This is a genomic window from Acidovorax sp. 22279, assembly GCF_052045435.1.
Lineage (GTDB): Bacteria > Pseudomonadota > Gammaproteobacteria > Burkholderiales > Burkholderiaceae_C > Acidovorax > Acidovorax delafieldii.
The window spans coordinates 95,341-118,757 of record NZ_JBQEOV010000018.1; the positions used below are offsets into that span (position 1 = coordinate 95,341).

A 23,417-nucleotide genomic window follows, 5' to 3' on the forward strand; every position below is an offset into this window, starting at 1 on the left:
CGGTCATGATCCGGCGCGCAGGTTCTGGGCCACCGGCGCAAACGAGCGCCGGTGGTAAATGCAGGCACCGTGCTCGCGCAAGGCTGCCATGTGCACGGCCGTACCGTACCCCTTGTGGCCGGCAAAGCCGTACTGCGGAAACTCGTCATGCACCTGCGCGCACCAGCGGTCGCGGTGCACCTTGGCGAGGATGGAGGCCGCCGAGATGGCAGGCACCAGCGCATCGCCCTTGACGATGGCCTCCGCAGGAACGTCCAGCACGGGCAGCCGGTTGCCATCCACCAGCACCATGGCCGGTTTGAGCCGCAGCCCCATGACGGCACGGCGCATGGCCAGCAGCGTGGCCTGCAGGATGTTGAGCTGGTCAATCTCTTCCACGCTGGCCTCGGCAATGCTGCAGCACAGGGCCTTGGCGCGGATCTCGTCGTAGAGCTTCTCGCGCCGCACGGCCGTGAGTTTCTTGGAATCGGCCAGGCCAGCAATGGGGTGCAGGTCGTCCAGGATCACGGCCGCCGCCACCACCGGCCCGGCCAGGGGGCCACGGCCAGCCTCATCCACGCCAGCCACGAGGCCGGGCGGGTGCCAGGGCAGGCAGGCCTGCTCAGGCAGCGGGAGCGAGGATTTTCTGGATCGCATCGGCAGCCAGTTGGGGGGTGTTGCGCAGCAGGCTCTCGTGCAGCGCCGTAAAGCGCTGCTCCAGGGCTGCAATTTTTCGGGGATCTTGGCGCTTTGCGTCCAGCCAGTCCAGCGTGGCTGCGCAAAGCGCCTGGGGCGTAGCGGCGTCCTGGATCAGCTCGGGCACCACAAACTCGCGGCATAGGATGTTGGGCAGACCCACCCAGGGTTGCAACTGCTTGCGGCGCATGAGCCACCAGCTGAGCGGGTGCATGTGGTAGCCGATGACCATGGGCCGCTTGAAGAGCGCGGCCTCCAGCGTCGCGGTGCCGCTGGCAATCAACGTGGCATCACACGCTGCGAGCACCGTGTGCGACTGGCCCGTGGTGATTTGCAAGGCATCGCCCAGACCGCACGCGCGCGCCAACTGCTCGATGCGATCACGCAGTGCGGGCACTGCAGGCACTATCAATTTAATAGCTGGTCGCGCTTGAAGTACTAGCGCTGCAGCCTCAAAGAATGGCTGGGCAATGTACTGGATCTCGGAGGAGCGGCTCCCAGGCAGGATGGCCAGGACTTCGTCCTCATCCTTCAGGCCCAATTGCGCACGCGCTGCTGCACGGTCCGGCACCATGGGAATCACGCCCGCCAGCGGGTGACCTACGTAGGTGGCGGCAATGCCGTGCTGCGCGAGCAGCTCTGGCTCAAACGGGAAGATGCACAGCACATGGTCCGCGCTGCGGCGGATCTTGTCGACGCGATCCGCACGCCAGGCCCAGATGGACGGGCACACGAAATGCACGGTCTTGATGCCCGCAGCGCGTAAATCGGCCTCCAGTCCCAGGTTGAAATCGGGAGCGTCCACGCCGATGAACACGTCGGGGCGGTCCTTGAGCAGGCGTTCGCGCAGTTGTTTGCGAATGCCCAGCAGCTCGCGCAACCGGCGCAGAACCTCCATGCTGTAGCCGTGCACTGCCAGCTTGTCGCTGGGCCACCAGGCAGTAAAACCGCGGCGCGCCATCTGCGGCCCGCCAATGCCGCTGGATTGCAGCCCGGGCCAATGCGCCTGCATGCCATCGATGAGCAAGCCCGCCAGCAAGTCGCCCGACGTCTCGCCCGCCACCATGGCGACGCGGGGGGAATCTGCCATCGCCAAGCCCTCAGCGCGCAATGCCGCGCGTGGCGTCGGCCAGGAACCGCTCCATCATCGCCGCATCGTCACCGGCCTGCGGTGCGGACTGCGCCAACTCTGCAATAGCGGCACGCGCGGCCTCCAGCGTCAGGCCCTGCCGATAAATCAGCTTGTGCATCTGCTTGACCGCGGCAATGCGCTCGGCCGAAAAGCCACGGCGGCGCAGCCCCACCACGTTGTAACCGCGCACGGCCAAGGGGTTGCCATCCACCAGCATGAAAGGCGGCACGTCCTGCGACACTGCGCTGGCAAAGCCCACCATGGCGTGCGCACCAATCTTGACGAACTGGTGAATGCCCGTGAGTCCGCCCACCGTTACCCAGTCGCCCAGGTGCACATGCCCTGCCAGCGTGGTGTTGTTCGCCAGCGTGGTGTGGTTGCCCACATGGCAATCGTGCGCGATGTGGGTGTACGCCATGATCCAGTTGTCATGGCCCACAGTGGTGATGCCGCCGGCCTGGGGCACGCCCAGGTTCAGCGTGCAGAATTCGCGGATGGTGTTGCGGTCACCGATGACCAGCTCGGTCGGCTCGCCTGCGTACTTCTTGTCCTGCGGGATGGCGCCGATGGAGTTGAACTGGAAAATGCGGTTGTCAGCGCCAATCGTGGTGCGCCCATCGATCACGCAATGCGCGCCAACTGTGGTGCCCGCGCCGATGGACACATGCTCGCCAATGACCGTGTAGGGCCCCACCGTGACCGTAGGGTCCAGGCGGGCGCCGTCCGCAACAATGGCTGTGGGGTGAATATTGCTCACGATCCAACAGGCCTGAACCGGTCAACCGACGTTGCGCATGGTGCACATGAGTTCGGCCTCGCAGGCCACCTCTTCGCCCACGCTCGCCACGCCCTTGAACTTCCAGATGCCACCGCGCACGCGGTCGATGGTGATGGTCAGGATCAACTGGTCGCCGGGCTCCACAGGGCGCTTGAACCGCGCGCCATCGATACCGACAAAGTAGTAAATGTTGTTTTCATCGGGCACCTTGCCCATGGCATCGAACGCCAGCAGGCCCGCAGCTTGGGCCAGTGCTTCCAGGATCAACACGCCCGGCATCACCGGACGGCCAGGGAAATGCCCCATGAAATAGGGCTCGTTGAACGTGACGTTCTTGATGGCCTTGATGCGGGTGTTGCTCTCTAACTCGATCACCTTGTCCACCAGCAAAAACGGGTAGCGGTGGGGCAGTTGTTTGAGAATTGCGTGAATATCCATCATCGAGTTGTTCTTCCGTTCATGCTGCCTTGAGGGCCAGCTCCAGCGCCTTGATGCGCTCGCGCAGGCTGTGCAATTGTTTGAGTGTGGCAGCGTTTTTTTCCCAGCGCGCATTGTCGTCGATGGGGAACATGCCGGTGTACTGGCCAGGCCGCGTGAGAGATCGGGTGACCACCGTCGCGGCCGAGATGTGCACGTTGTCAGCCAGCTCCAGGTGCCCCAACACGATGGCACCACCGCCCACCGTGCAATGCGCCCCGATGGTGGCGCTGCCCGCCACGCCTACACACCCAGCCATGGCCGAGTGCTTGCCGATGCGCACGTTGTGCCCGATCTGGATCAGGTTGTCGAGCTTCACGCCGTCTTCGATCACCGTGTCCTGCAGCGCACCCCGGTCGATGCAGGTGTTGGCGCCAATCTCGACGTCATCTCCAATGCGCACGGCACCCAGTTGCTCGATCTTGACCCACTGCCCGTTTTCCGGCGCAAAACCGAAACCATCGGCGCCGATCACCACACCCGCATGGACGATGCAACGCGCGCCGATGCTGCAGCCCTCGCCCACGGTGACGCGCGACTTGAGCACGGTATCTGCGCCCACTGAGGCCCCCCGCTCAATCACGCACAGTGGACCGATGGTGGCCGAGGGGTGGACCTGCGCCGAGGGATCAACCACTGCGCTGGGGTGCACACCGGACGACCGCGCGAGCGTATTGCGCTGCCGCCACAACTGGGTAGCGCGGGCGAAGTACACGTAGGGGTTGTCGGCCACGATGCAGGCGCCCCGTGCCAATGCGGCGTCGCGCATGGCAGGCGCCACAATGACACAGGCCGCCCGGGAGGCGGCCAGTTGCTGTTGGTAGCGGGGATTGCTCAGGAAACTGAGGTCTCCCGGGCCCGCGACCTCCAGTGGCGCAATGCGGGCGATGACGGTTTCCCGCGCGCCCCCTTCCAGCGAACCACCGAGCGCATCAACAATGTGCCCGAGAAGCAAGCTGCTCACGCGCCACCTGTCTTGCGCAGCGGCTTACTTTGCAGCAGCAGCGGCATTCAGGGCCTTGATCACCTTGTCGGTGATGTCGTGCTTGGGATTGATGTAGACGGCCTCTTGCAGGATCACGTCGTATTTTTCGGCCTCGGCCACCTGCTTGACCACCTTGTTGGCGCGTTCCAGCACTTGCGACAGCTCTTCGTTCTTGCGGGCGCTCAGGTCTTCCTGGAATTCACGGCGCTTGCGCTGGAAGTCGCGGTCCTGGTCCACCAGCTGGCGCTGGCGCGCGGTGCGTTGGCTCTCCGCCATGGTGGGTGCTTCACGCTCAAACTTGTCGCTGGCAGTCTTCAGGGTGTTGCCCAGATCCACCAGTTCTTTCTCGCGACGGGAGAACTCCTGCTCCAGCTTGGCCTGCGCAGCCTTGGCTGTGGTGGCTTCTCGGAAGATGCGATCGGTGTTGACGAAACCGGCTTTGAACTCTTGCGCTTGTGCAGGGGCTGCGATGGCAACGGTGCCGAGCAGCAAGGCCACAGAGAGATGGCGAGAAAAGGATTTCATTAGAAAGACGTTCCAATCTGGAATTGCAGTTTCTGGATTCTATCGCCGGCGAACTTGCGCACTGGCTGCGCAAACGCCAAACGCAAGGGACCGAGCGGCGAAATCCAGCTCAGCCCCAGGCCCACGGAGGCACGCATGTCACTGAAGGTAACTTTGTCGTTCTCGCCGTACACATTGCCCACGTCCAGGAACGTGAACACACGCAGGGTCCGGTCATTGCCAGCACCCGGGAAAGGAGCAATCAGCTCGGTGTTCAGCGTGATCTTCTTGGGCCCACCCAACGAGGCCCCGGTCACATCACGTGGTCCCAGGGTGCCCTGGTCGAAACCACGCACCGAGCCCAGACCACCCGAGTAGAAGTTCTTGAATACCGGGAACGGACGGCCGTTCAAGCCCTTGCCATAACCGGCCTCGCCGTTGAACGCAATGGTGAAGCGCTTGTTGAGGGGGATGTATTGCTGGTACTGATAGTTGGCCCGCACGTAGCGGGCATCGCCCGCCACAGACCATTCGGAATTGAGGCGCTGGTAACGGCCGGAGTTGGGCGCCAAGGCGCTGTCCCGGTCGTCACGGGACCAGCCCACAGTCAACGGAATCGAGGTGCTGTTGTAGCCGAACTTGTCTGCGTAAAACAGGTAGGTGGCCGGGATGTTCGTGCCGGGCTTGATGCGGGTCTGCTCCAGCCCACCGCCAAAGAACACCGTGTCGGTCTCACTGAAAGGCACGCCAAAACGCACGGAGGTCCCGGTGGTTACCAGCTGGTAATTGCCCCCCTGGTCTTCATAGGGCTTGTCGGTGCGGTAGTACACATCGAGCGTGCGCGAGATGCCTTCGGGCGTGAAGTACGGGTTGGTGGTGCTGAACACCAGTGTGCGCCGGTACTTGCTCGTGTTGACGTCGATGCCCAGGTAGTTGCCCGAGCCAAAGATGTTTTCCTGCTTGATACCGAACGAGAGAGACGCCTTTTCGGCGCTGGAAAAACCCACGCCCAGTTGCAACGAGCCGGTGGGCTTTTCTGCCACGTTGATCACCAGATCGACCTGGTCGGGCGAGCCGGGCACTTCCTGGGTTTCCACGTTCACTTCCGTGAAGAAGCCCAGACGGTCCACGCGGTCGCGGGACAGGCGGATCTTGTCGCCGTCGTACCAGGAGGCTTCGTACTGGCGGAACTCACGGCGAATGACTTCGTCACGCGTGCGGTTGTTGCCACTGACGTTGATACGGCGCACGTAGGCGCGGCGTGCTGGTTCGGCTTGCAGCACAAAATTGACGCGATTGTTCTCACGATCAATTTCGGGCACAGCCTCCACGCGGGCAAATGCAAAACCAAAGCGGGCAAAGTACTCGGAAAACGCCTTGGTGGTCTCAGTCACCTGGTCCGCGTTGTAGGGCTCACCTGGGCGAATGGTCACCAGCGACTTGAACTCGTCCTCGCGGTCCAGATAGTTGCCTTCGAGTTTCACGCCCGACACCACATACCGTTCGCCTTCCGTCACATTGACAGTGATGGAGATGTCCTGCTTGTCCGGCGAGATGGCGACCTGCGTCGAGTCCACACGGAACTCTAGGTAGCCGCGCTGCAGGTAATACGAGCGCAGGGTTTCAAGGTCGGCGTTGAGCTTGGTGCGCGAGTAGCGATCGGACTTGGTGTACCAGCTCAGCCAGCCTCCCGTGTCCTGGTCGAACAGGCCCTTGAGCGTCGATTCACTGAACGCCTTGTTGCCCACGATGCGCACTTCCTTGATGCGTGCGGGCTCACCTTCCGTGATCGTGAAGGTCAGGTTCACGCGGTTGCGCTCGATGGGTGTGACCGTGGTCACCACCTCCGCGCCGTACAGGCTCTTGTTGATGTACTGGCGCTTGAGCTCTTGTTCGGCGCGGTCGGTGAGCGCCTTGTCATAAGGACGCCCTTCCGTCAGGCCCACTTCGCGCATGGCTTTTTTGAGCGCATCTTTGTCGAATTCACGGGCACCGGCAAAGTCCACGTCGGCGACAGTGGGGCGCTCTTCGACCACCACCACCAGAACGTTGCCGCTGGCCTCCAGGCGCACATCCTTGAAGAGTCCCAGACCGAACAGCGCACGAATTGCTGCGGCGCCTTTTTCGTCGTTGTAGTCGTCACCCACCCGCAGGGGCATGGATGCAAACACGGTACCCGGCTCCACACGCTGCAAGCCCTCCACGCGAATGTCCTGCACCTTGAATGGCTCCAGAGCCCATGCCGCATTGGCGGCAAAAATCATGGCTGCAACGGCCGATGCGGTACGCACGCCCAGGCGATTGATGTGTTTTTTCATGAATGAAGCGGGAGCCGCAATTGCAGGGCAAGCGCGGCAAAAGTGTTAGCCAAAGAGCCGGGTGATATCGTTGAACAGAGCTATGGACATCATGACAAGCAGGACAGCAACGCCTCCACGCTGCAATCGCTCCATCCATGCGTCCGACACACCCCTGCCCGTGACACCCTCCCAAAGATAATACATCAGGTGCCCACCGTCCAAGACTGGCAGCGGAAGCAGGTTCAGCACCCCCAGGCTCACACTGATCAGAGCAAGAAAGATGAGGTACTGCGTCAGCCCCATGCTGGCTGAGCGGCCTGCGTAGTCGGCAATGGTCAAGGGGCCACTGAGGTTCTTGAGCGACGCCTCGCCGATCACCATGCGACCCATCATGCGCAGGGTCAGCAGCGACACATCCCAGGTCTTCACCACACCACCCCACAGACCATCGACCAGCCCGTAGTCCACCGTGACAAATTCTGGTGCAGCTCCCACGTAGGCGCCAATGCGCCCCACCGTATTAGCCGGTTCGGTCACAGCCTCGGGCAACACGTCCAGTGTCATCACCTGACCACCGCGCTCAACGCGCCAAGGCTGCGCCAATGGCTCGTTCCCCCGCACAGACTGCCGGATCAACTCGCGCAGTTGCTGCCCATCCACCACATCGGTCTGCCCCACCTTGAGCACCACATCACCTTGGCGCAGGCCAGAGCGCTCAGCCGCGCTTTGCGCCATGACCTCGCCCAACACAGGGCGGGTCCAAGGTCCCAGGATGCCGACCTTGCGAAACAGCTGGGCATCAGCCTCACGGCTGTCGATCCGGGACATGTCGAGCACAACCTCACGATGGCCCGCACCATGGGCGGACTGGACGTCAAGACGCACGTTCAGCCCCTCAAGCGCACCGCGGGTCAGCAGCCACCGCAGGTCTTCAAACGAACGAACTGGCTCCAGGTCTTCTGCCCCCAACGCGGCTTGCTCTACCAGTTCACCGCCCCGCAAACCGGCACTGTGTGCGACAGAGCCTGCGACCGGGCTTGCCAGAATGGCTCGGGGCTCCTCGACACCGTTCCAGTTCACCACCGAATACAGCAGCACTGCCAATAACAAATTGGCGATGGGCCCAGCCGCAACGATGGCTGCTCGCGAGCGCAGGGGCTGGGTGTTGAAGGCCAGATGCCGCTCCTCTGCGGCAACGGGTGCCTCTCGCTCGTCCAGCATGCGCACATAGCCCCCCAATGGGAAGGCTCCCAGCACAAACTCCGTGGGAGACCCCTGGGGCTGCCAGCGCAATAGCGGCTTGCCGAAACCCACAGAGAACCGCAATACCTTGACCCCACAGGCCACCGCCACGCGGTAGTGCCCGTATTCGTGCACTGCGATCAAAAGACCGAGGGCGACGATGAAGGCAGCGATAGTAAGCAGCATGGATGGTTGGTTCCTGAGTGGGCCGGCAGTCAGGCAGCCAGACGGCCCGCCACATGTTCAGCCGCATGGCGGGCCTGGGTGTCCAGATCCAGCAACGCGGCGAGCGAATCGGGCTTGGAGGGCGAAACTGCATCCAAAGTTGCAAGGTTGACCGCATGAATATGGTCAAAACGCAGCCGACCCGACAAAAAGGCGCCCACCGCCACCTCGTTGGCCGCATTCAGCACGGCAGTGGTCCCCTCGGCCGCCTTCAGCGCCTGCCAGGACAGGTGCAGGCCCGGGAAGCGAATGGCGTCCGCGTCTTCAAACGCGAGGGCGCTCAGGGTCGAGAAATCCAGCTTGCTGGCCCCGCTGGTAATGCGCTCGGGCCAGGACAGGCCGCAGGCAATGGGCACTCGCATGTCGGGCGTACCCAGCTGTGCAAGGATGGAGGCGTCCTTGAACTGAACCATCGAATGGATGATCTGCTGCGGGTGGATGACCACCTTGATCTGGTCTGGGTGCAGATCAAACAGCCAACGCGCCTCAATGACCTCCAAGGCCTTGTTCATCATCGTGGCCGAATCCACGGAAATCTTGCGTCCCATCGAGAAGTTGGGATGCGCACAGGCCTGGTCAGGGGTGATCTGCGCCAACGTGGCCGGATCCCGCTGGCGGAAGGGACCGCCCGAGGCTGTGAGCAGGATGCTGTCCACCCGGTCAGACCAAGTGGCAGGGTCTTCTGGCAGGCACTGGAAGATCGCAGAGTGTTCGCTGTCGATAGGCAGCAGTGTGGCACCGCCGTCGCGCACGGTCTGCATGAACAGCCCGCCACCCACCACCAGGGCCTCCTTGTTGGCCAACAGCAATCGTTTGCCCGCGCGCGCCGCAGCCAGACACGGAGCCAGACCGGCAGCCCCCACGATAGCCGCCATTACGGCGTCGACCTCATCATGGGACGCTATGATTTCAAGAGCATCTTGCGCTTGTATCACTTGTGTCGGGAGGCTATTGGCCTGCAATTTTTCTGCCAGCTTCGCCGCATGGGATGCGCTGGCCATCACCGCGTAGCGAGGGCGAAACTGCGCGCATTGTTGCAGCAGCAGATCCACTTGCGTCGCAGCGCTGAGGGCAAACACCTCGAAGCGCTCCGGGTGGCGTGCCACCACATCCAGCGTGCTGGTCCCAATGGAGCCGGTGGAGCCGAGAACGGTGAGTCGTTGTTTCATCATGGGGTCGTCAGGCTCGTGAGCATCATGGCCAGGGGCAGTGTGGGCAGCAAGGCATCCACGCGGTCAAGCACGCCGCCGTGTCCGGGCAAAAGGCCACTGCTGTCCTTGACACCGGCACTGCGCTTGATGAGCGACTCCACCAGGTCACCCGACACGCTCATGGCCACCATGAACAACGCCGCAATCACCAGCAACCACCAGCCCTGCTGCGCCATGCGGCTGTAAAAACTGGGCACTGACGCCTGCCAGTGGGCATCCGCTGCCGCCCAAACCAAAGCCATCACCATCACCCCTGCCAGGCCGCCCCAGACACCTTCCCAGCTCTTGCCGGGACTGATCGAGGGCGCCAGCTTGCCCTTGGTAAACCGCAATCCGAATGCGCGCCCCGCAAAGTAGGCAAAGATGTCGGCCACCCACACCAGCAGCAGCACCGACAGCAAAAAATTGATGCCCACATTGCGGGCCTGCACCACGGCCAGCCACGCGAGCCATAAGGCAAGCACGCCAGCCACGAGACGCACACCGGCTGGTATGCGGGGCCAGCCGGGCACTCCGGCCTTGAGCAGCCAGGCAGCCGCCAGGACCCACAGCCCGCCGCCCACCACCCACAGGGCAGTCAACGGGCGATCGACCCAGCCCAGCGCCCACGACCCGGCGCACAAGGCCACACAGGCCACACCCACCGCCACGGAGCCTGCTTGGCCAAAGCCGCTCAGACGACCCCATTCCCAAGCCCCGGCAGCCATCAGAACCAGCACGACCAGCGTGAACGGTATGGTGTTGGCGTAGAAAAGCGCGGGCAACAAGATGGCCAGCAGAACAAGGGCTGTGATGACGCGCTGTTGAAGCATGGGGGCTTTCAGAACCTGTTCAGGTTCTCAACCCGGCATCGGATCAGGATGCGCGGACAGAATCTGTTCAGAGGTTTTGCCAAAACGGCGCTCGCGGCGGCTGAAGGCGTCGATGGCCTCGTCCAGGGCGGACTCATCGAAATCGGGCCACAGTCGGTCGCTGAAGAAGAACTCGGAGTATGCCGATTGCCAGAGCAAAAAGTTGCTGATCCGCATTTCTCCCCCGGTGCGGATCACGAGGTCGGGGTCGGGCACGTGGGCCAATCCCATCGCATTGTGCAGACTGGCCTCGGTGATGGGCTCGCCACGGGCAGCCAGCGATGCAGCCGCCTGCGCGATGTCCCAGCGGCCTCCGTAGTTGAAGCAGACGTTGAGCACCAGGCGGGTGTTGTCCGCCGTGGCGGCTTCTGCCTGACCCAGGCCGTCTCGCACCTTGGGCGAAAGGCTGCCACGTTCGCCCACAAAATGAAGACGCACGCCGTCTTTCTTGAGCTGGGGCACCTCGCGCGCCAGCGCCATCGCCAGCAGCTCCATGAGGCCGGAGACCTCGTCGGCGGGGCGGTTCCAGTTTTCGGAAGAGAACGCAAACACCGTGAGCACACCAACGCCGCGCTGCACGCAAGCGCGTGCGCAGCGGCGAAGTGAGTCAACCCCTTGCTTGTGGCCGGCCAGACGCGGCAAAAAGCGACGCGTAGCCCAGCGGCCGTTGCCATCCATGACGATGGCAATGTGGTGTGGCACCACCGGAGATACAGACATGGGAATGTTCAAGCCCTGGGGGCTCAAACCGCCATGATTTCCTGCTCTTTGGCGGCCACCAGCGCGTCGATCTCGGCGATGTGCTTGTCGGTGAACTTTTGCACTTCCGTTTCGGCGCGCTTCTGGTCGTCTTCGGACGCCAGCTTGTCCTTGACCAGTTTTTTGACGGATTCGTTGGCATCACGGCGCAGGTTGCGCACGGCGATCTTGGCGCTCTCGCCCTCGTTGCGCGCGAGCTTTGTCATTTCCTTGCGGCGCTCTTCGCTCATGGGGGGCATGGGCACGCGGATCAGGTCGCCCATGGAAGCCGGGTTCAAGCCCAGGTCGCTTTCGCGGATGGCCTTTTCAATCTTGGCGCCCATGCCCTTTTCCCAGGGCTGCACGCTGATGGTGCGCGAATCGATCAGCGCCACGTTGGCCACCTGGCTCAGCGGAACCAGGGAGCCGTAATACTCGACCTGCACAGTATCCAGCAGGGCCGGATTGGCACGACCGGTGCGAATCTTCTGCAGGTTGTTCTTGAACGCGGTGATGGACTGGTCCATCTTGGTTTCAGCAGTCTTCTTGATGTCGGCAATCGTCATGTTTTCTCCTCGGGCCGACCTGCATGCGATGCAGGCCTTTCCATCGTGATCAAGCGTAAACCAGCGTACCTTCGTCTTCGCCCATCACCACGCGCTTCAAGGCGCCGTGTTTGATGATGGAGAACACCTTCACGGGCAGCTTTTGGTCACGGCACAGGGCGAAGGCAGTCGCGTCCATGATGCCCAGATTGCGGGACATGGCCTCGTCAAAGCTGAGCTTGGTGTAGCGCGTCGCCGTGGGATCCTTCTGGGGGTCGGCAGTATAAACGCCGTCCACCTTGGTGGCCTTGAGCACCAGTTCGGCGCCAATTTCCGCGCCACGCAGGGCAGCTGCTGTGTCGGTGGTGAAAAACGGGTTGCCCGTACCGGCCGCGAAGACCACGACCTTGCCCTCTTCAAGATACTGCAGCGCCTTGGGGCGCACATAGGGCTCGACCACCTGCTCGATGGCAATGGCGGACATCACACGGGCCACCAGGCCCTGCTTGTCCATGGCGTCGGCCAAGGCCAGGGCGTTCATCACGGTGGCCAGCATGCCCATGTAGTCTGCGGTGGCACGGTCCATACCGACCGAGCCCCCGGCGACACCACGGAAAATATTGCCCCCACCGATCACCACGGCCACCTGGACACCCAGGCGGGTCACTTCGGCGATCTCCTCGACCATGCGCACGATGGTGGCGCGGTTGATACCGAAGGCGTCATCCCCCATCAGCGCCTCACCAGACAGCTTGAGCAAAATGCGCTTGTGGGCTGGTGCAGCGTTGGACATGGGAAATTTCTCCAGTAAGTGGTACGAGGCTTTGGTGGGGTGGTTACAGGGAACGATCAGGCAGCAGCCTTGGCAGCAGCCACCTGGGCAGCCACTTCGGCAGCAAAGTCGTCCACCTTCTTCTCAATGCCTTCGCCCACCACGTACAGGGTGAAGCCCTTCACGTTGGTGTTGGCAGCCTTGAGCATCTGGGCCACGGTTTGCTTGCCGTCGGCAGCCTTCACGAAGACCTGGTCGGCCAGAGAGACTTCCTTGAGGTACTTCTGCACCGCGCCGTCGATGCGCTTGGCCGTGATTTCAGCGCTTTGTGCAGGCTTGCCGGCAGCCACGAGTTCCTTGTTGGCTTCGTCAGCCTTGCCTTCGGCGACCGAGCGCTCCTTGGCGATCAGGTCGGCAGGCACGTCGGCGCTGGTCAGGGCCACGGGCTTCATGGCGGCCACGTGCATGGCAACGTCCTTGGCGGCGGTGGCGTCACCGTCGAACTCGACGACCACACCGATGCGCGAGCCGTGCAGGTAGGCTGCCAGGTTGGAGCCGCTGAAGCGCTTGAACCGGCGGAACGACATGTTTTCGCCGATCTTGCCGATCAGGCCCTTGCGCACATCTTCCAGCGTGGGGCCGAAGCTGTCTTGCTCGTAGGGCAGTGCACCCAGGGCCTCCACCGTGGCGGGGTTGTGCAGTGCCACCAGTTTGGCAGCGGCGTTGGCCATGGCAATGAAGCTGTCGTTCTTGGAAACGAAGTCGGTTTCGCTGTTGACTTCGACCAGAGCACCCGTGGTGCCGTCGATGTAGCTGGCGACCACGCCTTCAGCAGTCACGCGCGATGCGGCCTTGCCAGCCTTGGTGCCCAGCTTGACGCGCAGCAGCTCTTCTGCCTTGGCCATGTCGCCGTCGGCTTCGGTCAGCGCCTTCTTGCATTCCATCATGGGGGCGTCGGTTTTGCCACGCAGTTCAGCCACCATGCTTGCGGTAATTGCAGCCATCTTTATTCCTTCAGTATTCAGTTCAGTCAGTTCAGATTCGGGCTAAAAAAAAGGGGGCTCACCAGGGGCCCCGCTTTTGTTCGCGACGGATCGCGCAGCCGGGCTATTAGGCAGCGGCTTCTTGCACTTCCACGAATTCGTCGGTGCTCTCGGCGGTTGCAGCCTTCACGACTTCATTCACGGCGTTGGCACGGCCTTCGATGATCGCGTCAGCGATGCCACGGGCGTACAGCGTCACGGCCTTTGCCGAGTCGTCGTTACCAGGGATCACGTAGTCGATGCCTTCGGGCGAGTGGTTGGTATCAACCACACCGATCAGCGGGATGCCCAGCTTCTTGGCTTCGGCCACGGCGATCTTGTGGAAACCCACGTCGATGATGAAGATGGCGTCGGGCAGAGCAGCCATGTCCTGGATGCCGCCGATGTCCTTTTCGAGCTTTTCGATTTCGCGGGAGAACGTCAGTTGCTCCTTCTTGCTCAGGTTCTCGAGGCCAGCTTCTTGCTGAGCCTTCATGTCCTTGAGGCGCTTGATCGAAGTCTTCACGGTCTTGAAGTTCGTCAGCATGCCGCCCAGCCAGCGCTGGTCCACGAAAGGCACACCAGCGCGTTGCGCTTCGGTGGCCAGGATTTCACGGGCTTGGCGCTTCGTGCCGACCATCAGGATCGTGCCGCGGTTGGCAGCCAGTTGCTTGGCGAACTTTTGGGCTTCCTGGAACAGTGGCAGCGACTTTTCCAGGTTGATGATGTGAATCTTGTTGCGATGGCCGAAGATGTAGGGGGCCATCTTGGGGTTCCAGAAGCGGGTTTGGTGACCGAAGTGGACACCGGCTTCCAGCATTTCGCGCATGGTAACGGACATAAAAATACTCCAAAGGTTAGGTCTAAAATCAGCCCCAATATTTGCAGTGCCGTGATCCTCACGAACACTGCAACACCTTGACAGGGCTGCTTTGCGATTGGTCTTGCCGCAGCGGCCACGCCGGTTGTGCAAACCTTGCACCACTGCGCTACTGCTCCCAGCAAAACCCAAAGATTCTAGCACACCCATGCTCCCTGACCTGATCGCCACCCGTGAGCAACTGCGGGACGGCGCCACCACCGCGCCCGCCGAGCTCGAGCGCTGCATCGACGCCGCCCAGGCCGCATCCAACACCCACAGCTTTGTGCGCACGCTCTTTGACGAGGCACGCACCGCGGCGGTGCAGCCGGGTGTGGCCCAGTTGCCCCTGGCCGGGCTGGCGGTGTCGGTGAAGGACTTGTTTGACGTGGCCGGCCAACCCACCCCGGCGGGCTCTACCGCGCTCGCAGACGCTCCCGCAGCAGCCGAGGACTGCCCGGCCGTGGCCCGCCTGCGCGCAGCGGGCGCCAGCCTGATCGGCCGCACCAACATGGTGGAGTTCGCGTTCTCTGGCGTGGGCGTCAACCCCCACTACGGCACGCCTGCTGCCTGGGATGCTCGCTTTGGAGCCCTGCCCGGCGCGCCCCGCGTGCCCGGCGGGTCTTCGTCCGGCGCCGGGGTATCGGTGGCCACTGGCGCGGCGTTCATCGGGCTGGGATCGGACACCGGTGGGTCTATCCGCATTCCTGCAGCGCTCAACGGCATCGTGGGCTTCAAGAACACCGCCCGGCAGGTGCCTACCGCCGGCGCCGTGCCGCTGTCCACCACCCTGGACACCGCCTGCGCCATGACGCGCACCGTGCGCGACGCCATCGTGGCGCACGAGGTGCTGGCCGCCCGGCGCGTGACGCGCAGCCTGGCGCCGCTGTCCCAATACCGGCTGGCGGTGCCGTCCACCCTCTTCCTGGACAGGCTCGACGCCCCCGTGGCGCGCGCCTTTGAGCGCAGTGTGGAAGCTTTGCGCCAAGCGGGCGCACAGATCGACACCATCGCATTGCCCGCCGTGCTGGAGCAGCCCGCCTACGGCTTTGCCGCCCCCGAAGCCTACGCCTGGCACCGCGAGCTGCTGCAGCGCGCAGGCGACCGCTACGACCCCCGAGTGCGCATGCGCATCGAAAAAGGGGCCACGCTGATGGCCTGGGAATACATCGACCTGCTGCAGGCGCGCCAGCAATGGATTGCACGCATGATCGCCGACATGGAGCCGTACGACGCCCTGCTGTCCCCCACCGTGCCCATCCTGGCGCCACCGCTGTCCGATGTTGCCCCCGCAGATGGCGTGGACAAGGCCCGGGACGCCGCCCGCGATGCCGAGTTCTTCCGCGTCAACAACCTGCTGCTGCGCAACACCAGTGTGGTCAATCTGCTGGACGGCTGTGCGCTGTCGCTCCCCTGCCACGTGCAAGGGGAACTCCCGGTCGGGCTGATGGTCTGGCACGGGGCGCTCAGGGATGACACGGTGCTCAACATCAGCCTGCAGATCGAGCAAACACTACAAAAATAATAGCTACCAGCGCATGATTCACTAGCGCTACAAGCCAAAAACACCCAAATTCATGAAGATTGCTATCGTGGGCGCCGGCATTGTCGGCGTCACCACCGCGTACGAACTGGCCAGCGACGGCCACGAAGTCACGGTGTTTGAACAACGCAGTGCGGCCGCCGAAGAGGCCAGCTTTGCCACCGCCGGGCTGCTAGCGCCCCACCTGCTCAGCCCCTGGGCGCTGCCGGGCTTCGGCCAGCCGCTGCGACTGATGGGGACACAGGCCACCCTGCGGCTGGCTGGCGGCCTGACCCGCGCCAACTGGGCCTGGCTGCGGCGCTGGCGCAGCACCGCGCGCAGCCACAGCGCCCCGGCCGCCGCGGTCGAACGCCTGGCGCAATACAGCCAAGCTCGACTGCAGGCCATTGCGAACCAGCATGAGCTGGACTTTGAAGCCAGCGACGGCCGCCTGGTGCTGCTGCGCACCGAAGAAGACCGCACCCGCCTGCAACCCGCGCTGCAAGTGCTGCGCGACAGCGGCGTGGCCCTGCGTGAGATCGACGCCGATGTGGCGCGCCAGATCGAGCCTGGCCTCTCGCCCGAAGCCCCGCTGGCCGGCGCGATCCACCTGCCCGATGCACGCGCCGGCAACTGCCGTCTGTTTGCACAGTTGCTGCGCCAGGGCATCCAGGGTGCGGGGGTGCAGTTTGTGTTCAACACCCGCGTAGACCGCGTCGGCACCAGCTCCACGGGCGTGGTGCTGCAGGGCGAAACGGACCTGCGACGCTTTGATGCCGTGGTGCTGTGCGCCGGCATGGCATCGGCCACGCTGCTGCCCGCACTGGGCCTGGGGCTGCCCATGGCGGCTGTGTACGGCTACTCCGTGAGCGCCCCACTGCGCGATTCCACCCACGCCCCCCGCGCCAGCGTGGTGGATGCGGGCCAGCAAATCTCCATCACCCGCCTGGGCCAGCGCGTGCGCATTGCCGGTGGCGCTGAACTGGCCGGGGCCGATGCCGAGCACCACACCCCCACACTGCAGCGCCTGTACCGCACGCTGAACGACTGGTTCCCCGGGGGCGCGCAGCTCTCATCCAACCTGCAGATCTGGCGAGGTGCCCGCACCATGCTGCCCGACGCTGCCCCGGTGGTGGGCGCCAGCGGCGTGCCGGGTCTGTGGCTCAACACCGGCCATGGCGCTGGCGGCTGGGCCCTGGCCTGCGGCAGCGCGCGGGCACTGGCCGACCTGATCGCGCAGCGGGAACCTGAGGTGTCGCTGGACGGGCTGGGCATGCGGCGGTTCTAAGAGCCTGTTCACAGGCCCGCCTGCGCTTTGCCCGCACGGGGCATCGGCGCACAATGGCAGGCGCGCTGCCGCTGGCAGCAGCCCTTGCCCCCTGCAGCCCATGCACCGCATCACCGCCCACCAGCCTTATCCCCTGTTCAACGCGGCCGCCACACGCCGCCTGGAAAAAGCGGCGGCAGCCGCCCTGCCCCCGCACACGCTCATGCAGCGCGCCGGCCTGGCCATCGCGCAACTGGCCCAGGCGCTGGCACCCCACGCACGCACCGTGTGGATTGCCTGCGGCCCCGGTAACAACGGGGGTGACGGGTTGGAGGCTGCCATGCACCTGCAGCGCAGTGGCCGCAGAGTGGTCGTGACCTGGCTGGGCCAGCCCGATACGGCACCGGCGGATGCCAGGGCCTCCTGGCAGCGCGCACGGGATGCGGGCGTATCCTGGGCAGACACTGCCCCCGACGATCTGGGGGCCAACGACCTGTGCATTGATGCGCTACTGGGCATTGGCGTCTCTTCGTCACCCCACAGCCCCGCACGCGCGCCCGACGCAAGGCTCAGAGCCTGCCTGCAAGCCCTGCACCGCAGCCCGGCCCCCGTGCTGGCCGTGGACCTGCCCAGCGGGCTGGACGCGGACACCGGCCAGTTTGCCGCAGGCCTGGCGCCCGACACCCCACCCCACCTGCACCACCAAGCGCCCCCGCCACACCACACGCTGAGTCTGCTCACCCTCAAGCCCGGCCTGTTCACCGCCGCCGGGCGGGACGCAGCAGGCCAGGTCTGGCTGGATGATCTGGGCGTAGAACCCGGGCACGAGCCGCCCAACGCCTGGCTCTCCGGCCCCGCCCTGCCCGCCCCCCGCGCCCACGCCAGCCACAAGGGCAGCTATGGCGACGTGGCAGTGGTGGGCGGCGAAGGACTGGCAGCGCGGGGCATGGGGATGGCGGGCGCCGCACTGCTGGCCGCTTCGGCCGCTCTGCACAGCGGCGCGGGCCGGGTGCTGGTGGCCCTGCTGGACGATGGGCATCTGCAACTGGACCTGCAGCAGCCGGAGTTGATGTTCCGCCGCTTTGACGCCCTCGCGCTCGAACAGCTCACCGTGGTCTGCGGCTGTGGCGGCGGGCAGGCCATCGCACGCGTGCTGCCCGAGGTCATCACCCGCACGGCCCGACTGGTGCTGGATGCCGACGCGCTCAACACCATCGCCACCCAGGCCGCACTGCACGCGCTGGTGGTGGCACGCGGACAGCACGGGCAACCCACGGTGCTCACACCGCACCCGCTGGAGGCTGCGCGCCTGCTGGGCCTGACTACGGCCGAGGTCCAGGCCCGCCGGCTGGATGCCGCGCAGCAACTGGCCAACCAGTTCAACTGCGTGGCCGTGCTCAAGGGCTCGGGCACCGTGATCGCTGCACCCGACCGCGTCCAGGCCATCAACCCCACGGGCAATGCGCGGCTGGCCACGGCGGGTACGGGCGATGTGCTGGCAGGCATGGTGGGCGCCCACCTGGCCGCAGGCGCCAGCGCCTTGCGCGCTGCGAGTGAAGCGGTGTACCAGCATGGCCAGGCGGCTGATGATTGGCCAGCAGGCCAGGCGCTGACGGCCAGTGCGCTGGCGCAGCGCGTGGGCGGAAGCTGAGCCTCAGGCCAGCAAGGTCACCTTCCTGAGCGGCTTGAGCACGCTCGACGGTGTCATGCCAAAGGTCTGCCGGAACATGCGGCTGAAGTGGGCCGAATCAGAAAACTCGCCGTGTAGCGCCGCGTCGGTCAGGCGCGGGCTGACCGCCAGCCCCGCCATCGCCAACCGCACCTGGGACCAGACCCGATAGGTGCGCAAGCTCACGCCCATCTCGGCGCGAAACAGGTGGTTGAAACGCGATGCCGAAAGCTGGACGCCCGAGGCCAGGTCACCCCGTGCCACCCGCCCCGCCTGCGGATGGCGCAGCACATGCAGGCTGCGGACGACGCGTGGGTCGAGCGGCGCCACCTCGCTATCGAGCGGGCACCGCAGCAAGGCGGGCAGGTCGAAGTGATGCAGATAACCCTCCATGGCACTGCGCGCGCCCACCGGGACTGCAACGTCCACCACCACACCCCCCTCTTGCCCGAACAGCCCCCGCAGGCCGCGCGCCTGCGCCGAATCTGGCTCCAGGTACACCAGCGCCACCACTTCACCACAGGGATCAAACAGGTGCTCCACCCCGGCATCGACCAACGCGCTGTGGCAGGTTTCCATACGCCCTGGCCCCCAGTGCACCGCAAACCGGCCCGAGAGCCCCATCAACAGCACCGGCGACGCATGGCAGTGCCAGCCCGTGGCCGGGATCTCCCCGACGTAGAGCGCGCGGTCAGTGCCCAGGGTCAGTGTGTTGCGTGCCGGCATAGCCCAAACCTACAAGTTTTTTTACCGAGATCTCCGTAGCCTTGCCTCTCCTGTCAGGGGGCCTGCCGGTGTGCAAGCAGGGCCCCTGACGTGTACGCAGCCATATCCCTGGAGAACGCTTCTTGAAACGCATCGCTATTTCTGTTGCAACGGCACTGGTACTGGGCACAGCCGGCCTCTACTACGGGGCCCCTTCACTGTTCAAAGAGCCCCTGCTCAGGGCCAATCGCCATCTGTCTGGCCTGGAAGAAAAAACCACCAACGCGGCGATGCACACCATCCACTACCTGGACAACGGCACGCCCCCAAACCCCGCGCTGGCCGTCGGCAGTGGAGCAGATGCTGGAACGCCCATTGTTCTGCTGCACGGCATTTTTGCGGAGAAGGACCATTGGGTCGATTTTGCGCGCCCCCTCACAGGCCAGTACCGGGTGATTGCCCCAGATATCGCGGGCTTTGGCGAAAGCACGCGGCGCGATGACCAAGCCTACGACTATGCCGCCCACGTGACGCGCCTCGCCGCGTTTCTGGATGTACTCGGCTTGGCGCAAGTGCATCTGGCTGGCAACTCGATGGGTGGCACGATCGCAGCGCTCTTTGCCCTGCGGTACCCCGAGCGCGTAGCCAGCGTGGCCTTCATCGGCGCGCCCCACGGCATACGCTCGCCCCAGCCCAGCACCATGGACCGCCTCATCGACGCCGGGCACCGCCCGCTGGTGGCCCACGATGCCACCGCCTTCAAAGCGATGATGGAGTTGGTGTTTGAAAAGCGCCCCTTCCTGCCCTACCCCATCCTGCATGCCTCCGAGCAGGACGCGCTGCGCAACGCTGCATCCAACACCCGCCTGTGGGACGCGCAACTGAAAGACCGCTATCTGCTGGAACAACACCTGGCCCGCCTGCAGCAGCACCCCACCCTGTTCCTGTGGGGCGACAGCGACCGCGTGTTCGACCGAAGCGGCCTTCAGACGGTGCAGAAGCTGCTTCCGCAGGCACACATCGCCGCACTGCCTGGCATCGGGCACCTGCCCATGATGGAAGCCCCCGCCGACACGGCACAACGGTATGCGCGCTTTCTGGAGCAATCGAGCGCCCCTCAAGCCGCCAAGCATGCACACTTCAATAAAAAATAGCCGCAAGCGCATGTTCTATATGCGCTTGCAGCTATCAATTAAATAGCAATGATGAGACGAGCTGGAGGGCATTGGTCCACCAGCTCGACGACCTCAGCCGCGGCGTGGCTTGCGCGCTTTGCCTTTGCTGGACTTACCCGCCACCGCCTTCTTGACCGAGGCTTTGAGCGACTGGATCGGCGAACGCGCGGCCCGCTCGCGGGTCAGGCCTGCCTGCTCGGTGGCAGATGGACCTGCGGCCTTGTCGGCTTTGCGTCCGCCGGACCGACCACCCGCCTTGCGGGCGCCACCACCAGCCCCCTCGGTGCCCACACCCTTGTCCTTGAGCGCGCGGCCCAGCAGCTCCTCGCCTTCGCGCACCAGGCGGAAGTCGATCTTGCGCCCGTCCAGATCCACACGGCTCACCTGCACCCGCACCCGCGCGCCGATGGCGTAGCGGATGCCGGTGCGCTCGCCGCGCAGCTCCTGGCGCGCCTCGTCGAACTTGAAGTATTCGCCGCCCAATTCGGTGATATGCACCAGCCCCTCGACGTACATCGCGTCCAGCGTCACAAAGATGCCGAAGCTCGTCGCAGCACTGACCACGCCACTGTATTCCTCGCCCAGGTGCTCGCGCATGTACTTGCACTTGAGCCAGGCTTCCACATCGCGGCTGGCCTCGTCGGCGCGGCGCTCGTTGGCACTGCAGTGCAGGCCGGCGGCCTCCCAGGCCTGGGTGTCGCGGCTGGGCGGTTTCACATCCTTGCGTGGCTTGGTGCCAGGTGCGGCCACGCGCGCAGCCAGACGTTTGGCCAGCTTGGCATGGGCTTCGCCGGGTGTGGGCAAGGACGGCAGCGCGTACTTCGTCTTGCTCAGGATGGCCTTGATGACCCGGTGCACCAGCAAGTCGGGATACCGACGAATGGGGCTGGTGAAATGGGTGTAGGCATCGAACGCCAGGCCGAAGTGGCCGCTGTTGATGGGCGTGTAGATGGCCTGCTGCATGGAGCGCAGCAGCATGGTGTGGATCTGCTGTGCGTCGGGCCGATCCTTGGTCGCCGTAGCAATCGCCTGGAAGTCGCCCGGCTTGGGGTCGTCGCCAATCGTCATGCCCACAGCCATGGCCTTGAGGTAGTTGCGCAGGATCTCCTGCTTCTCGGGCGTGGGGCCTTCGTGCACGCGGAACAGGCCCGGCTGGCCACCCTGTGCAATGAAGTCGGCGCTGCACACGTTGGCGGCCAGCATGGCTTCCTCGATGAGCTTGTGCGCGTCGTTGCGGGTGCGCGGCACGATCTTTTCGATGCGGCCGTTTTCGTCACACACAATTTGCGTCTCGGTGGTCTCGAAGTCCACGGCGCCGCGCGCCTGGCGCGCGATGAGCAGCGCACGGTACACGTCATGCAGGTTGAGCAGGTCCTTGACGCGGTCCTTGCGCTTGCTGGCTTCCGGGCCGCGCGTGTTGGCCAGGATGGCTGCGACCTCGGTGTACGTGAAGCGCGCGTGGCTGAACATCACGGCCGGGTAGAACTGGTACGCGTGCACCTCGCCCTTGGCGGTGACCAGCATGTCGCAGACCATGCACAGGCGCTCCACCTCGGGGTTGAGCGAGCAGAGCCCGTTGCTGAGCTTCTCGGGCAGCATGGGGATCACGCGGCGCGGAAAGTACACGCTGGTGGCACGGTCGTAGGCATCAATGTCGATGGCGCTGCCCGTTTCCACATAGTGGCTCACATCGGCAATCGCCACCAGCAGACGCCAGCCCTTGCTGCGGCCGACCTTGGCGGGCTCGCAGTACACGGCATCGTCGAAGTCGCGCGCGTCTTCGCCGTCGATGGTGACCAATGGCACGTCGGTCAGGTCCACGCGGCGTTTCTTGTCCTGCGCGCGCACCTTGTCGGGCAGCTCCTTGGCCTGGGCGAGGCACTCGGCAGAGAACTCGTGTGGCACGCCGTACTTGCGCACCGCGATCTCAATCTCCATGCCAGGGTCGTCCACTTCACCGAGCACTTCGGTGATGCGCCCCACAGGCTGGCCGAACAGGGCTGGAGGTTCTGTCAGCTCAACCACCACGACCTGCCCGGGCTTCGCGGCGCCCGTGGCGCCCTTGGGGATCAGTACATCCTGGCCATAGCGCTTGTCTTCGGGAGCCACGAGCCACACACCGCTTTCCTGCAGCAGTCGGCCGATGATGGGCTGGGGTGGACGCTCGATGATTTCCACAACGCGGCCCTCGGGACGGCCACGGCGGTCCTGGCGCACGATGCGCACGCGCACACGGTCCTTGTGCAGGACTGCGCGCATTTCGTTCGGGGGAATATAGATGTCGCCTTCGCCATCGTCGCGGATGACGAAACCGTGTCCATCACGGTGCCCTTGCACGCTGCCTTCGATCTCTTGCGACAAATGTGTGGCTGGCTGCGTGCCGGGGGTGGATTTTTTGTTATACAATCTTAGTCTTTCCTGAAATGCCCAGGTGGCGGAATTGGTAGACGCACTAGTTTCAGGTACTAGCGAGTAACATCGTGGAGGTTCGAGTCCTCTCCTGGGCACCAAGTTTAACGAGAACCAGCGATGGTTTTCAAAATATCGAAGCCGCTGTACACCCAGCGGCTTTTTTATTTGCTGAGATGTTTTGCATGCCCTGCTGCGGCTCAACGATTTTTGAGCCGACGGCACATTTTTTTGAAAACTCTTCAGAAGCCCGAATTTCTTGTCCTATAATTCGAGGCTGATCTGAAAGCCCAGGTGGCGGAATTGGTAGACGCACTAGTTTCAGGTACTAGCGAGTAACATCGTGGAGGTTCG

21 protein-coding genes and 1 tRNA gene are annotated in these 23,417 nt (G+C 64.2%); 5 read left to right on the forward strand and 17 right to left on the reverse strand.

The window, feature by feature from the left end:
* Positions 1-3: 3 nt before the first annotated feature.
* From rnhB to rpsB, 15 genes are all read right to left on the reverse strand, one after another.
* Complete coding sequence (gene rnhB / locus ACTJKQ_RS20815; RefSeq protein WP_056067211.1) at positions 4-636, reverse strand: ribonuclease HII; 633 nt, start codon at positions 634-636, stop codon at positions 4-6.
* Positions 602-1,765, reverse strand: a complete 1,164-nt coding sequence (lpxB, locus tag ACTJKQ_RS20820; protein WP_260666978.1) for a lipid-A-disaccharide synthase — start codon at positions 1,763-1,765, stop codon at positions 602-604. Before lpxB ends, rnhB begins: the two co-directional genes overlap by 35 nt.
* 10 nt (positions 1,766-1,775) lie before the next feature.
* A complete protein-coding gene (gene lpxA / locus ACTJKQ_RS20825) occupies positions 1,776-2,564 on the reverse strand; it encodes an acyl-ACP--UDP-N-acetylglucosamine O-acyltransferase (protein WP_056743616.1) in 789 nt (262 codons plus the stop codon).
* A 21-nt stretch (positions 2,565-2,585) separates the two neighbouring features.
* Complete coding sequence (fabZ, locus tag ACTJKQ_RS20830) at positions 2,586-3,026, reverse strand: 3-hydroxyacyl-ACP dehydratase FabZ (RefSeq protein WP_056067207.1); 441 nt, start codon at positions 3,024-3,026, stop codon at positions 2,586-2,588.
* 16 nt (positions 3,027-3,042) lie between these two features.
* Positions 3,043-4,026, reverse strand: coding sequence for a UDP-3-O-(3-hydroxymyristoyl)glucosamine N-acyltransferase (lpxD, locus tag ACTJKQ_RS20835; RefSeq protein ID WP_440597948.1), 984 nt, complete (start codon positions 4,024-4,026; stop codon positions 3,043-3,045).
* 24 nt (positions 4,027-4,050) lie between these two features.
* On the reverse strand, positions 4,051-4,572 hold the full coding sequence (locus ACTJKQ_RS20840) for an OmpH family outer membrane protein (RefSeq protein WP_056067203.1): 522 nt from the start codon (positions 4,570-4,572) through the stop codon (positions 4,051-4,053).
* Positions 4,572-6,869, reverse strand: a complete 2,298-nt coding sequence (gene bamA / locus ACTJKQ_RS20845) for an outer membrane protein assembly factor BamA (RefSeq protein ID WP_440597949.1) — start codon at positions 6,867-6,869, stop codon at positions 4,572-4,574. Before bamA ends, ACTJKQ_RS20840 begins: the two co-directional genes overlap by 1 nt.
* A 45-nt stretch (positions 6,870-6,914) precedes the next feature.
* Entirely contained in the window at positions 6,915-8,279 is a 1,365-nt protein-coding gene (rseP, locus tag ACTJKQ_RS20850) for an RIP metalloprotease RseP (protein ID WP_146872335.1), read from the reverse strand.
* A 29-nt stretch (positions 8,280-8,308) separates the two neighbouring features.
* Positions 8,309-9,487 (reverse strand): 1-deoxy-D-xylulose-5-phosphate reductoisomerase, encoded by a 1,179-nt coding sequence (gene ispC / locus ACTJKQ_RS20855; protein ID WP_395458284.1) that lies wholly within the window; start codon positions 9,485-9,487, stop codon positions 8,309-8,311.
* On the reverse strand, positions 9,487-10,341 hold the full coding sequence (locus ACTJKQ_RS20860; RefSeq protein ID WP_440597950.1) for a phosphatidate cytidylyltransferase: 855 nt from the start codon (positions 10,339-10,341) through the stop codon (positions 9,487-9,489). Before ACTJKQ_RS20860 ends, ispC begins: the two co-directional genes overlap by 1 nt.
* A 27-nt stretch (positions 10,342-10,368) precedes the next feature.
* Positions 10,369-11,100, reverse strand: a complete 732-nt coding sequence (gene uppS, locus ACTJKQ_RS20865) for a polyprenyl diphosphate synthase (RefSeq protein WP_056067194.1) — start codon at positions 11,098-11,100, stop codon at positions 10,369-10,371.
* A gap of 23 nt (positions 11,101-11,123) precedes the next feature.
* Positions 11,124-11,684, reverse strand: a complete 561-nt coding sequence (frr, locus tag ACTJKQ_RS20870; RefSeq protein WP_056067192.1) for a ribosome recycling factor — start codon at positions 11,682-11,684, stop codon at positions 11,124-11,126.
* A 49-nt stretch (positions 11,685-11,733) separates the two neighbouring features.
* A complete protein-coding gene (gene pyrH, locus ACTJKQ_RS20875; protein ID WP_008906712.1) occupies positions 11,734-12,456 on the reverse strand; it encodes a UMP kinase in 723 nt (240 codons plus the stop codon).
* 56 nt (positions 12,457-12,512) lie between these two features.
* Positions 12,513-13,439 carry a translation elongation factor Ts gene (gene tsf, locus ACTJKQ_RS20880; protein WP_015013552.1) on the reverse strand — a complete coding sequence of 309 codons (927 nt, stop codon included), beginning with the start codon at positions 13,437-13,439 and terminating at the stop codon, positions 12,513-12,515.
* A 106-nt stretch (positions 13,440-13,545) separates the two neighbouring features.
* On the reverse strand, positions 13,546-14,298 hold the full coding sequence (gene rpsB / locus ACTJKQ_RS20885) for a 30S ribosomal protein S2 (protein ID WP_056067188.1): 753 nt from the start codon (positions 14,296-14,298) through the stop codon (positions 13,546-13,548).
* 187 nt (positions 14,299-14,485) lie between these two features.
* Between rpsB and ACTJKQ_RS20890 the strand changes: the two genes are divergently transcribed.
* The 3 genes from ACTJKQ_RS20890 to ACTJKQ_RS20900 all read left to right on the forward strand — a co-directional run bounded on the left by ACTJKQ_RS20890 (position 14,486) and on the right by ACTJKQ_RS20900 (position 18,756).
* Complete coding sequence (locus tag ACTJKQ_RS20890) at positions 14,486-15,841, forward strand: amidase (RefSeq protein WP_440597951.1); 1,356 nt, start codon at positions 14,486-14,488, stop codon at positions 15,839-15,841.
* A 52-nt stretch (positions 15,842-15,893) separates the two neighbouring features.
* Entirely contained in the window at positions 15,894-17,126 is a 1,233-nt protein-coding gene (locus ACTJKQ_RS20895) for an FAD-dependent oxidoreductase (protein WP_440597952.1), read from the forward strand.
* A gap of 100 nt (positions 17,127-17,226) precedes the next feature.
* Positions 17,227-18,756: an NAD(P)H-hydrate dehydratase gene (locus ACTJKQ_RS20900; RefSeq protein WP_440597953.1), complete on the forward strand. Its 1,530-nt coding sequence runs from the start codon at positions 17,227-17,229 to the stop codon at positions 18,754-18,756.
* Positions 18,757-18,759: 3 nt separating this feature from the next.
* Here the strand turns inward: ACTJKQ_RS20900 and ACTJKQ_RS20905 are convergent, their stop codons facing one another.
* Complete coding sequence (locus ACTJKQ_RS20905) at positions 18,760-19,500, reverse strand: helix-turn-helix domain-containing protein (RefSeq protein WP_056743631.1); 741 nt, start codon at positions 19,498-19,500, stop codon at positions 18,760-18,762.
* Positions 19,501-19,622: 122 nt separating this feature from the next.
* Here ACTJKQ_RS20905 and ACTJKQ_RS20910 point away from each other — a divergent pair, with 122 nt between their 5' ends.
* Entirely contained in the window at positions 19,623-20,633 is a 1,011-nt protein-coding gene (locus ACTJKQ_RS20910) for an alpha/beta fold hydrolase (protein ID WP_056743633.1), read from the forward strand.
* Positions 20,634-20,726: 93 nt separating this feature from the next.
* Here the strand turns inward: ACTJKQ_RS20910 and rnr are convergent, their stop codons facing one another.
* Positions 20,727-23,060: a ribonuclease R gene (rnr, locus tag ACTJKQ_RS20915; RefSeq protein WP_056067177.1), complete on the reverse strand. Its 2,334-nt coding sequence runs from the start codon at positions 23,058-23,060 to the stop codon at positions 20,727-20,729.
* A gap of 19 nt (positions 23,061-23,079) precedes the next feature.
* Between rnr and ACTJKQ_RS20920 the strand changes: the two genes are divergently transcribed.
* A tRNA-Leu gene (locus ACTJKQ_RS20920) sits at positions 23,080-23,164 on the forward strand.
* The last annotated feature ends 253 nt before the right edge of the window (positions 23,165-23,417 follow it).

Coding starts and splice junctions, on each gene's coding strand:
- ACTJKQ_RS20900 (WP_440597953.1), top strand. CDS start 17,227: ATGCACCGCATCACCGCCCACCAGCCTTATCCCCTGTTCAACGCGGCC.
- rseP (WP_146872335.1), bottom strand. CDS start 8,279: ATGCTGCTTACTATCGCTGCCTTCATCGTCGCCCTCGGTCTTTTGATC.
- fabZ (WP_056067207.1), bottom strand. CDS start 3,026: ATGATGGATATTCACGCAATTCTCAAACAACTGCCCCACCGCTACCCG.
- tsf (WP_015013552.1), bottom strand. CDS start 13,439: ATGGCTGCAATTACCGCAAGCATGGTGGCTGAACTGCGTGGCAAAACC.
- rpsB (WP_056067188.1), bottom strand. CDS start 14,298: ATGTCCGTTACCATGCGCGAAATGCTGGAAGCCGGTGTCCACTTCGGT.
- ACTJKQ_RS20890 (WP_440597951.1), top strand. CDS start 14,486: ATGCTCCCTGACCTGATCGCCACCCGTGAGCAACTGCGGGACGGCGCC.
- frr (WP_056067192.1), bottom strand. CDS start 11,684: ATGACGATTGCCGACATCAAGAAGACTGCTGAAACCAAGATGGACCAG.
- ACTJKQ_RS20895 (WP_440597952.1), top strand. CDS start 15,894: ATGAAGATTGCTATCGTGGGCGCCGGCATTGTCGGCGTCACCACCGCG.
- rnhB (WP_056067211.1), bottom strand. CDS start 636: ATGCGATCCAGAAAATCCTCGCTCCCGCTGCCTGAGCAGGCCTGCCTG.
- lpxB (WP_260666978.1), bottom strand. CDS start 1,765: ATGGCAGATTCCCCCCGCGTCGCCATGGTGGCGGGCGAGACGTCGGGC.
- uppS (WP_056067194.1), bottom strand. CDS start 11,100: ATGTCTGTATCTCCGGTGGTGCCACACCACATTGCCATCGTCATGGAT.
- ispC (WP_395458284.1), bottom strand. CDS start 9,487: ATGAAACAACGACTCACCGTTCTCGGCTCCACCGGCTCCATTGGGACC.
- pyrH (WP_008906712.1), bottom strand. CDS start 12,456: ATGTCCAACGCTGCACCAGCCCACAAGCGCATTTTGCTCAAGCTGTCT.
- ACTJKQ_RS20860 (WP_440597950.1), bottom strand. CDS start 10,341: ATGCTTCAACAGCGCGTCATCACAGCCCTTGTTCTGCTGGCCATCTTG.
- ACTJKQ_RS20905 (WP_056743631.1), bottom strand. CDS start 19,500: ATGCCGGCACGCAACACACTGACCCTGGGCACTGACCGCGCGCTCTAC.
- bamA (WP_440597949.1), bottom strand. CDS start 6,869: ATGAAAAAACACATCAATCGCCTGGGCGTGCGTACCGCATCGGCCGTT.
- ACTJKQ_RS20840 (WP_056067203.1), bottom strand. CDS start 4,572: ATGAAATCCTTTTCTCGCCATCTCTCTGTGGCCTTGCTGCTCGGCACC.